Below are 9,496 nucleotides of genomic sequence, written 5' to 3' on the forward strand. Positions count from 1 at the left end.
CCCGGCCCCGTACGCGCCGTGCCGGCCGGAGCGGCCGGGTCCGCGACGCGCGCGGCCGTCCCCGCGAGGGCTGCGGTCTCGGGAGCGGCCTCGGGAGCGGTCTCGGGAGCGGTCTCGGACGGCCCCGGCCGGCGCCCGCCGGCCGGGGGGCGGGCGAAGGGGTTGCGGTCGTGGCGGGGGGTGAACCGCACCGGCAGCGCGTCCAGGCGGCGGGACCAGGACGAGGAGGTCCAGGTCAGCTCCCCCTCGGGAACGGCCAGCCGCAGGTCCGGCAGCCTGGCGATCAGGGTGTCGATCCCGGAGCCGGTGACGGCCCGTCCGATGTCCTGCCCCGGGCACTCGTGCGGCCCGCTGTTGAACGACAGGTGCGAGCGGTTACCGTGCATCTCCTGGCCGGCGGTGCGTCCGGTGGCCGGGTCGGCGTTCCCGGCCGCCAGGCCGAGCAGCAGCAGGTCGCCCTCGCGGACCTCGCGCCCGGCGATCTCCATGTCGTACCTGGGGAACCGCGCGGGCAGCACCGTCAGCGGCGGCTCGTCCCACAGGATCTGCTCCACGGCGGCCGGCAGGGTCATCCGGCCGCCGTTCAGGGTGCCCCTGAAGCGCGGGTCGGTCAGCACCATCCGCAGTGTGTTGACCATCAGGTTGGCGGTGGCCTCGTGGGCCAGGACGAGGACGAGCCGCAGGTGCTGGCGGACCTCGTCGTCGCTGAGTCCGGCCTCGTGCGCGATCAGCCAGGAGGCCAGGTCGGGGCCGGGCGCCAGGTGCTTGGCGGCGACCAGCCGTCCCAGGATCCGGTGGATGTGCCGGTCGGCCTCCAGCGCCTTCCGCGTGCCTCCGACGAGCTGCCGGCTGGCCTCGACCAGGCGGGCCCCCTCCTCCTCCGGCAGCCCGTAGAGGTCGGTCAGCACCATCATGGGCAGCGACAGGGCGAACTGGCCGACCAGTTCGGCCTCCCCCCTGGCCGCGAAGGCGTCGACGAGCTGGTGGGCGCGCCGGTGGACGGCGCGGCGGATGGCCCTCCGGTCGAAGCGCTCCAGGCTGTCCTTGACCGCGCCGCGCAGCCGCCGGTGCTCCGGGCCGTCCTGGGAGATGCAGTCGGGGCGCCAGGCCAGCACCGGCGCCAGCGGCGAGTCGCCGGGGATCCTGCCCTCCCGCCAGTCGCGCCACAGCCGGGGGTCGCGGGCGAAGCGGCGCGGGTTGCGGGCGACCTGGAGGATCTCGTCGTAGCCCAGCAGCAGCCAGGCGGGTACGCCGCCCTCCAGCAGGACGGGCGCGATGGGGCCGTGCTCGGCCCGCATCCGCTCGTACAGGCCCGTGGGGTCGGCCGACGCCTCGGGTCCGTACAGGGGTGTGGCGCCCGCCGCGTGGGCCGGGCAGCCCGGCGGGGGCACCGCGCCGGCGGCCGGGGCGCCGCCGTGCGGGGCGGTGGGCGGGCCGGGGCGGGGGCCGGCGGACGGAAGGCCCGGTTCGGAGGAGTGCGGCGTGCTCACAGGAACTCCCGGGTCGCGGTGGCGGAGTCGTAGAGGTGGTGCATCAGCGTCAGCAGGACGTCGCGGCTGGAGTCGAGCCTGCGGGCGTCGCAGTCGACCACGGGGACGTGCTCGGGCAGGTCGAGCGCGGACCGCAGCTCGCGGACGGGGTGGACGGGGGCGCCGGGGAAGTTGTTGACGGCGACGACGAAGGGGACGCCGCCCTGCTCCAGGCGGTCCATGGCCGGGAAGCTCTCCTCCAGGCGCCGGGTGTCCACCAGGACCACCGCTCCCAGCGCGCCCGCGATCACGCCGTTCCACAGGAACCAGAAGCGCTGCTGTCCGGGCGTGCCGAACAGGTAGAGGACGATCCGGTCGTCGAGGGTGATCCGGCCGAAGTCCATGGCCACGGTCGTCTCGGTCTTGCGCTCCACGCCGGACAGGTCGTCCACGCCGACCCCGGCCCGGGTCATCGTCTCCTCGGTGGTCAGGGGGCGGATCTCGCTGACGGAGCCCACCATGGTCGTCTTGCCGACGCCGAATCCCCCGACGACGACCACCTTGACCGACCTCTCGGCGGAGGCCGGCAGCAGGTCCTCGCGCCGCGGGCCGAGCGGCGGTTCACAGTCGTTGCAGTCCATCGATCAGCGCTTTCAGGATCTCGACGTCGGGGTCCGCGGCGGCCGTGTGCGCCGCGCGGGTCTGCCGCGCCTCCACCAGGGAGCCGGCGATCAGGTCCGCCAGCAGCACCTGGACCGCGCTGAACGGCAGGTCCAGGTACGCGGACAGCTCGGCCACGGAGAGCGGGCCGGCGCACAGGCGCAGGATGGAGACGTGCTCGGGGCGCATCCCCGGCTGCGGCTCGGACCGGGCCACGATCAGCGTGACCAGGTCGAGCACCTGCGCCTCCCCCGCGTCGGTGCGCCCGCCGGTGACGATGTACAGGGGAACGGGCGTGCCCTCCTCCCAGTCCCGTTCCCCTCCTCGGCCGTCCCCGCTCACCGGGCCTGCTCGGGGGCCCGGGGCGGACTGGCGAGGTGGTCGCCGATCCTGATGACCAGGTCCCTCATGCGCTGGCTCATCAGTCCGGCGTCCACCCCCTCGTCGGCGGTCACCGCCAGATAGGAGTTGGCGGCGGCGGCCATGAGGTAGAAGAAGCCGCCGTCCACCTCCAGCACGACCATGCGCACCCCGCCCTCGCTGTGCGGGAGTTCCGCGGCCACCGACTGCGCCAGGCTCTTGAGCCCGGAGGAGGCTGCGGCCAGCCGGTCGGCCACGTCCTTGTCGGCGCCCCACTGGGCCATGCACAGGCCGTCGGCGGAGAGCAGGACGATGTGCCGGGTGCGGGGGACGGTGACGGCCAGGTCCTTGAGCAACCAGTCCATGTTCTTGAGCCGCTGCTGCGTCGTCACGTGCAGATCACCTGATTCCAGTACTGGTTTCACGACTCGTCGCCGGCCGCGGGCCGGTCCGGCGCCTGCCGGGGCGCCGGGGGTGCGGGGGCCGCCGGGGGTGCGGGCGGGGTCTCGCCGGTGCCGGCTGCGTCGGACCGGGCGGCGTCGGACCGGGCGGCGTCGGACCGGGCGAAGAACGCCCCCATCCACAGCCCCATGTCGGGGTGGGTCTCCAGGGGCGACCTCCCGGCCGCCTCCGCGCCCGCCGCCCCGGGCACACCGGCCCTGCCGCCCGGGGCCCCCGTGCCGGCCGGACCGGCCGGAGGGACGGCGGCGCGGTGGCGGCGGCGCTGCGGCAGTCCGTTGGCGTTCCGCTCGACGACGACCGGTTCGCCGTCCGGGTCCGCTCCGGCCGCGGTCCGGCCCGCGGCCGGAGGCGCGGGGCGGGGCGGTCCGGCCATGGCGTGCCGCCGGGTCACCGGGCCGGGGGGACGGCCGCCGACCCGGGCGTACGCCTCCATGGGCAGCGCGGTGAGCAGGTCGTGCGGGACGAAGACGACCGCGCGCACCCCGTCGCAGGTGGAGGGGCGCAGGGAGATCCGCAGTCCGAGGCGGCCCGCCAGTACGCCCGCCACCCGCAGGCCCATACGGGCCGTCTCGCCGAGGTCCTCCAGGTCAAGCCCGTTCTGCGCCTGGGTGAGCAGGAACTCGGCGTGCCGGCGGGTCTCCTCGGTCAGGCCCACGCCCTTGTCCTCGATGGAGACCTCGATGCCCGAGGCCACCTCCTCGGTGTTGACGACCACCTTGGTGCTGGGCGGCGAGTAGCGGGCGGCGTTGTCCATCAGCTCGCTGAAGACCAGGCTCAGCGGCTCGACCGCCGGGCCGAGCACCGCGACCTCGGCGATGCGGTGCAGCTCGACGCGCAGGTACTCGGCGATGGGGGCGCTGCCCGCGCGCAGCACGTCGTAGAGGGAGACGGGCTTCTGCCACTGGCGCGCCGGGCTGCCGCCGCCGAGGACGGCCAGGCTGGTGGCCACGCGGCCGGCGACGTTGACGCCGTGCTCCAGGTGCATCAGGTCCCCCAGGACCTCGGGGGCCGGGTGCTTGAACTGCATCCTGCGCAGGTCGGCCTGGAGGCGGTGGATCTCGGCCTGGATGCGGCAGGCGATGTTGACGATCGCGCGGCGGGCGGAGTCGCGCTGGAACTCGCGGTCCTGGACCGCCCTCACGACGGTGTTGGTCAGCTTCTCGTGGGCGGCCACCAGCCGCGGGTCGGAGTCGGCGGGGTGCAGCGAGGGGGGCAGTACGTCGCCGGGTGCCTCGCCGCGCTGCACGGCCTCGACGACGGGCGGCATGACCTCCAGGCAGTAGTGCTCCAGGTCGGCGAGCTGGCGTTCCGCCCGCTGCCGGGCGGCGGTGACCGCACGGCCCCGGCGGACCACCTCGTAGGCGGCCGCGGCCACCGCGAGCGTCGCCGCGGCTCCGCACCAGGCGACCGCGGCACGGGCCGGGGCGGTGACGGAGAGCGCGGCCATGGCCGCGCAGGCGGCCACCAGTACAGGGGAGGCGAGCCACAAGCCCCCGGGAGAGGGGCGTCGGCCTCCCGTCAACGAGCCGGCGGGCTCCATGGGCATCCTCGGGGCATCGGGGTGGACGGTGGGACGGGGCTGGACGGGGGGGGTGGGACGGACGGTGTTTCGGGCGGCCGTGCCGCACGGCGGGCCGTGCTGCGCAGCCGTGGTGGAGCCGTGGTGGAGCTGTACGGCGGGCGCTGTGCGGGGGACGTGCCCACGGCGCAGACCTCCGGCATACGCCACCTGCGTGGAGGGGGCGTCCAGAACCGCAGGCCCCCGGCCGCCCCGCTTCGGAGCACGGCGGCACCCGGGCGCCGCACGCGGCGGCGACAACCCGTGACGGCCGCGACTCGCTGCGTGACAGGGAGCATAGGGGCATCCGGTGAGCCGTCGCAGAGACTTGACAAACACCGTGCGAATATGCGGCGACACACTAGGTGATCAAGCGGGCGTTACGGCCCGAGCCTGCGTGTTCGTTCCGCTTTGGGCGGGTGTACGCCCCGGAAACCATTGGCCGATGCCGCACATCCGCTCCATCACCCGCCGGGGTGGTCCGCGGCGCGGTCCGCGGCTTTCGGAAGAAGCGCGGGAAAGCGCGGGGAAGTAACGGGAAGCGGCCTCGCCGAAGTGTCGGATGGGGCAGGGTGCGGTCATCCTCTCCATGGGACGACAGGGGGACGAGGATGAGCAGTTTCGGTACGCACCGGGCCCGCGTGCACGACGCGGCGCGGCCCGTCCACCACCGGCTGGGCGATCTGCGGACGTGTCTGCAGCACTTCGCCCCGTACGGCTTCCGGGCGACGTACCACCATCTGCGCGGGAGCGCCGGCATCCCGGGCAGGCCCGAGAAGGACCCGGAGTCGCTGGTGCGGGCCGTCGAGGAACTCCACGCGGCCCGGCAGGTGTGGCTGGCCGCCGAGGCCGCGTACGCCGGGCGCCGGGTGCGCGAGAAGCGCGCGGGCAGGCGGCAGCCCGGCCGCGCCGAGGCGTGGCAGGCGGAGCGGCGCCGGCGGCACGGCCTGGCCTACTGCCCCGACCCCCGGCGCCACCCGGCCGAGCCGCTGCCGGTGGTGGTTCGCCGCGTGCTGTACGCCCGGCCGCCCGAGGGACCGGCACCGGGCGGCCCCTGGGTGTGCTGGGTGTGCACCGGGCCGGCCGGCACCGAGCTCTGGCGCGACGGCTACTGGACGTACACGCTGTGCGCGGGCTGCGGGGTCAGTCTCGGCCGGACGTGAGCCGGGCCCCGTCGAGCCGGGATCCGTCGAGCCGGGCCTGCGCCGCCGCGAGGATCTCCGTCACCCGCACCCCGAACCGTATGTCGCACGGGTGCGGCTCACCGGTGCGGGCCGAGGTGATCAGGGCGTCCACGGCGTTGCCGAGGGCGGCGACCGCGTCCGTCTCCCCGTCCGGCAGTTCCACCGCGCCCGCCGTGCCCCGCAGTTCCACCCGGGTCACGGACGCCGCGGGCGCGACGGCGAGGCCGAGCGCGCAGGTGCTGGAGGCGCCCGGGGCATGGCGCAGGGCGAGCTGGACGGTCCGCCCGGCGCCGGAGACGGCGGCCACCGACCCGTCGAGGTCGGCCACGTCGCCGAGCACCGGCAGCAGCATGGACAGGGCGTGCGGGCCGACGTCCCACAGCCCGCCCTTCTCCCGCCGCCAGGGCGAGCCCGCGAACGGGCTGGGCTCGGCGCCCTCCGCGAAGATGCCGCCGAGCCAGTCGGCGCGGCCCAGCTGCCAGCCGCCCGTCCGCCTCTGCTCCTCGATCCACGCCGCCGTCTCGGGACGGAACCGCAGGGTGAAGAAGACGACCGAGGCCACCCCCGCGGCGGCGGCCGCGTCGGCGATCGCGCGGGCGGCGGGGACGGTGGTGGCCACCGGCTTGTCCAGCAGCAGGTGGCGGCCTGCCTCGGCGGCCCGTACGGCCAGGGGCGCCTGTATGTCCGGCGGGAGCGCCACGGCGACCGCGTCGCAGTCCTCCAGCAGCGCGTCCACGTCGTCGTAGGGCCGGCCGCCGAACCGCCCGGCGATGTCCGCCGCCGCCTCCGGGCGGCGGCCCCAGACCCCCGCCAGCTCGGCGTCGGGGTGGGCGCGCAGTGCGGGGCCGTAGGCGAGTTCCGCCCAGGGGCCGGTGCCGAGCAGGCCGAATCTCATGCTGCGGTGTCTCCTTGGCCGTACCGGTTCGCTGTACCGGTAAAGACGAGCGATGGCGCCGCCAACCATGCCAGACGCCCGCCGGTGCCGGACACCCCGCTCCGGCCCGGGACGGCTGGATCGGGGTGGGAGCGGGCGGAAGCGGGCGGGCGGCGGGTTCGTCCGTAAGGGGCCGGCCGCCGCGCCCGGGCGGTGCTTCGCGCAAAAGCGGGTACCCGGCCGGCATGGCAGTGCGACACGTGTGGGTGAACAGGAAACCCGAGAGGGTGTGGGGTGTCCTCGGCGACGCCGATCAGTACCAGAAATGGGTCGTGGGAACCAGGGAGACCCATGAGGCGGAGGGCCACTGGCCCGAGGTGGGCACGGCCCTGCGCTACACGATCGGCCTGGGGCCGCTGACCGAGCACGGCCACACGATCGTGCGCATCTGCGAGCCGCCCGGGCGCCTGGAGCTGGAGGCGTCGGCGGGGCGGCTGGGCACGGCCCGCATCGCCATCTCGGTGAAGCCGTGGGGCGAGGGCTCGCTGATCACCATGGACGAGCACCCCCTGCGCGGCGCGGTGGCCCAGCTGCACACCGCGCCCCTGGACGTGGCACTCCAGCTGCGGCACCGGCTGATGCTGTCGCGGCTGCGGAAAGTGGTGGAGTCGGGGCGCAGCGAGGCGGACCGGGAAGCGGGGAGGCACGTGTGACGGACGAACACACCGGGGAGCGCGCCGCCGGCCGCACTGCCGGCCGCACCGACGACCGGCCCGACGACCGGCCCGACAGCGCGCACCGCCGCCCGCCGGGCGTGGACGACGCCACGGTCGAGGCCGTCGGCAAGGTCACCGAGGCGCTGGAGGCGACCGAGCGGGCGCGCGGCCACCTGTACTCCTTCCACCAGATGACCGGCCGCTCCGACCTGCTGCTGGGCGAGGCGGTGGAACTGCTGCGCGAGGCCGGGCACGCCGAGGACGCGGAACTGCTGGAGTCCGAGATCCTGGGCCGCAACGTGATCCCGGGCCACTGGACGTTCCAGATCGTCGAGGGCTACGACTCGCACTACTACAAGCCGTTCACGCGGCTGGAGGAGCGGGTGCGCGACCGGCTGACGGGCGGCCTGAAGCACCTGTACGAGGCGGAGATGAAGGAGGCCCGGCGCACCCACGGCCATCCCGCCCACACGGCCCGGCCCGACACGGCCCGGCCCGGCAACGCACGCACCGGCACCGCGCGTCCCGGCACCGCCCCGCCCGGCGCCTGACCGCCGCCCCGTCCCGCTCCCGTACACCCGCCGTTCCACAGGAGGCTGTCCGCAGATGTCCGAGGCGTACGACGCGGTCGTGGTGGGATCCGGCCCCAACGGGCTGGTGGCCGCGAACCTGCTGGCCGACGCGGGCTGGCGGGTGCTGGTCCTGGAGTCCCAGCCCGAGCCCGGCGGCGCGGTGCGCAGCGACCGCGGCGTCCACCCCGACTACGTCAGCGACCTGTTCAGCTCCTTCCACCCGCTGGCCGCCGCCTCGCCCGTCGTCCGCGGCCTGGAGCTGGAGCGCTGGGGCCTGGAGTGGAGCCACGCGCCGTCCGTGCTCGCCCATCCGCTGCCCGACGGGCGCTGCCCCGTACTGCACCGCGACCGGGAGGACACCGCCGCGAGCCTGGAGGTCTTCGCGCCCGGTGACGGGGAGGCGTACCTGCGGCTGACGCGCCTGTGGGACAGGCTCGGCCCGGATCTCCTGGACGCCCTCCTCAACCCCTTCCCGCCGGTGCGCCCCGCTCTGTCGCTGCTGGCCCGGCTGCGCGCGGCGGGGGGGCTGCGGCTGCTGCGCACGCTGCTGCTGCCGGTGCGCCGCCTGGGCGAGGAGGAGTTCGGCGGCCAGGGCGGGCCGATGCTGCTGGCGGGGTGCGCGCTGCACACCGACCTCTTCCCGGAGTCCACCGCCGGCGCGGTCTACGGCTGGCTGCTGGCGATGCTGGGCCAGCAGTACGGCTGGCCGGTGCCCACCGGTGGCGCCGGCTCCCTCACCGCGGCCCTGGTGGACCGGCTGGAGTCGCGGGGCGGGACGGTGCGCTGCGGCGCCCGGGTGGTGCGGGTGGTGGTCCGGAACGGGCGAGCCCTCGGCGTGCGGACCGCCGGAGGCGACGCCGTACGGGCGCGGCGGGCGGTCCTGGCCGACGTCCCGGCCCCGGCGCTGTACGGCGGGCTGGTCGACTGGGAGCACCTGCCACTGCGGCTCCAGGACGACATCCGCCGCTTCCAGTGGGACACCTCGACGTTCAAGGTGGACTGGGCGCTGTCGGGTCCCATCCCCTGGTCCTCGCCCGGGGCCGCCGGTGCGGGGACCGTCCACCTGGCCGACGGCATGGACCACCTCACCCGCCACAGCGCCCAGTTGGCCACCGGCATGGTGCCGGACCGGCCGTTCTGCCTGCTGGGCCAGATGACCACCGCCGATCCCACCCGCTCTCCCAGGGGCACCGAGTCGGCCTGGGCCTACACCCACCTGCCCCAGCGGGTGCGCGGCGACGCGGGCGGCGACGGCATCACGGGCCGCTGGGGGCCCGGTGAGCGGGAGGCCATGGCCGACCGGCTGGAGGAGGAGGTGGAGCGCCGCGCCCCGGGCTTCCGCGAACTGGTCAAGGAGCGCCGCGTCATGGCCCCGCCGGACCTCCAGGCGCGTGACGAGAGCCTGGTCGGCGGTGCGCTGAACGGCGGCACCGCGGCCGTCCACCAGCAGCTCCTCTTCCGGCCCGTACCCGGCACCGGCCGTCCCGCCACCCCGGTGCGCGGCCTCTACCTCGCCTCCGCCTCCGCCCATCCGGGCGGCGGCGTCCACGGCGCCTGCGGCTCCAACGCGGCCCGCGCGGCCCTGGCCGCCGCCCGCCCCCTGGCCCACTACGTCACGGGCCCGGCCCAGGCCGCCGCCCA

10 protein-coding genes are annotated in these 9,496 nt (G+C 75.7%); 4 read left to right on the forward strand and 6 right to left on the reverse strand.

Annotated elements, in window-relative coordinates:
• The 5 genes from ACLIYP_RS27320 to ACLIYP_RS27340 all read right to left on the reverse strand — a co-directional run.
• The coding region (locus tag ACLIYP_RS27320) for a cytochrome P450 (protein WP_412715771.1) at nucleotides 1-1,490 on the reverse strand (1,490 nt) is incomplete at its 3' end.
• On the reverse strand, nucleotides 1,487-2,110 hold the full coding sequence (locus ACLIYP_RS27325; protein ID WP_412715772.1) for a GTP-binding protein: 624 nt from the start codon (nucleotides 2,108-2,110) through the stop codon (nucleotides 1,487-1,489). The genes ACLIYP_RS27320 and ACLIYP_RS27325, both read right to left, overlap by 4 nt.
• Entirely contained in the window at nucleotides 2,091-2,471 is a 381-nt protein-coding gene (locus tag ACLIYP_RS27330) for a DUF742 domain-containing protein (protein WP_412715773.1), read from the reverse strand. The genes ACLIYP_RS27325 and ACLIYP_RS27330 overlap by 20 nt, the downstream gene beginning before the upstream one ends.
• Nucleotides 2,468-2,854 (reverse strand): roadblock/LC7 domain-containing protein, encoded by a 387-nt coding sequence (locus tag ACLIYP_RS27335; protein WP_412715779.1) that lies wholly within the window; start codon nucleotides 2,852-2,854, stop codon nucleotides 2,468-2,470. The genes ACLIYP_RS27330 and ACLIYP_RS27335 overlap by 4 nt, the downstream gene beginning before the upstream one ends.
• Before the next feature lie 56 nt (nucleotides 2,855-2,910).
• Nucleotides 2,911-4,416, reverse strand: a complete 1,506-nt coding sequence (locus tag ACLIYP_RS27340; RefSeq protein ID WP_412715774.1) for an ATP-binding protein — start codon at nucleotides 4,414-4,416, stop codon at nucleotides 2,911-2,913.
• 704 nt (nucleotides 4,417-5,120) lie between these two features.
• On the opposite strand from ACLIYP_RS27340, the gene ACLIYP_RS27345 reads away from it, so the two are divergent.
• Complete coding sequence (locus ACLIYP_RS27345) at nucleotides 5,121-5,672, forward strand: hypothetical protein (RefSeq protein ID WP_412715775.1); 552 nt, start codon at nucleotides 5,121-5,123, stop codon at nucleotides 5,670-5,672.
• Here ACLIYP_RS27345 and ACLIYP_RS27350 read toward each other — a convergent pair.
• On the reverse strand, nucleotides 5,653-6,588 hold the full coding sequence (locus ACLIYP_RS27350; RefSeq protein WP_412715776.1) for a Gfo/Idh/MocA family protein: 936 nt from the start codon (nucleotides 6,586-6,588) through the stop codon (nucleotides 5,653-5,655). The genes ACLIYP_RS27345 and ACLIYP_RS27350 overlap by 20 nt on opposite strands.
• A gap of 224 nt (nucleotides 6,589-6,812) precedes the next feature.
• On the opposite strand from ACLIYP_RS27350, the gene ACLIYP_RS27355 reads away from it, so the two are divergent.
• The 3 genes from ACLIYP_RS27355 to ACLIYP_RS27365 all read left to right on the forward strand — a co-directional run.
• Entirely contained in the window at nucleotides 6,813-7,280 is a 468-nt protein-coding gene (locus ACLIYP_RS27355; protein WP_412715777.1) for an SRPBCC family protein, read from the forward strand.
• Between the two features lie 101 nt (nucleotides 7,281-7,381).
• The gene (locus tag ACLIYP_RS27360) at nucleotides 7,382-7,834 is read left to right on the forward strand and encodes a hypothetical protein (protein ID WP_412715780.1); all 453 of its coding nucleotides are present in this window, start codon (nucleotides 7,382-7,384) and stop codon (nucleotides 7,832-7,834) included.
• 55 nt (nucleotides 7,835-7,889) lie between these two features.
• The coding region (locus ACLIYP_RS27365; RefSeq protein WP_412715778.1) for a phytoene desaturase family protein at nucleotides 7,890-9,496 on the forward strand (1,607 nt) is incomplete at its 3' end.

It is taken from the genome of Streptomyces nanhaiensis (assembly GCF_046614825.1).
Taxonomy (GTDB): domain Bacteria; phylum Actinomycetota; class Actinomycetes; order Streptomycetales; family Streptomycetaceae; genus Streptomyces; species Streptomyces radiopugnans.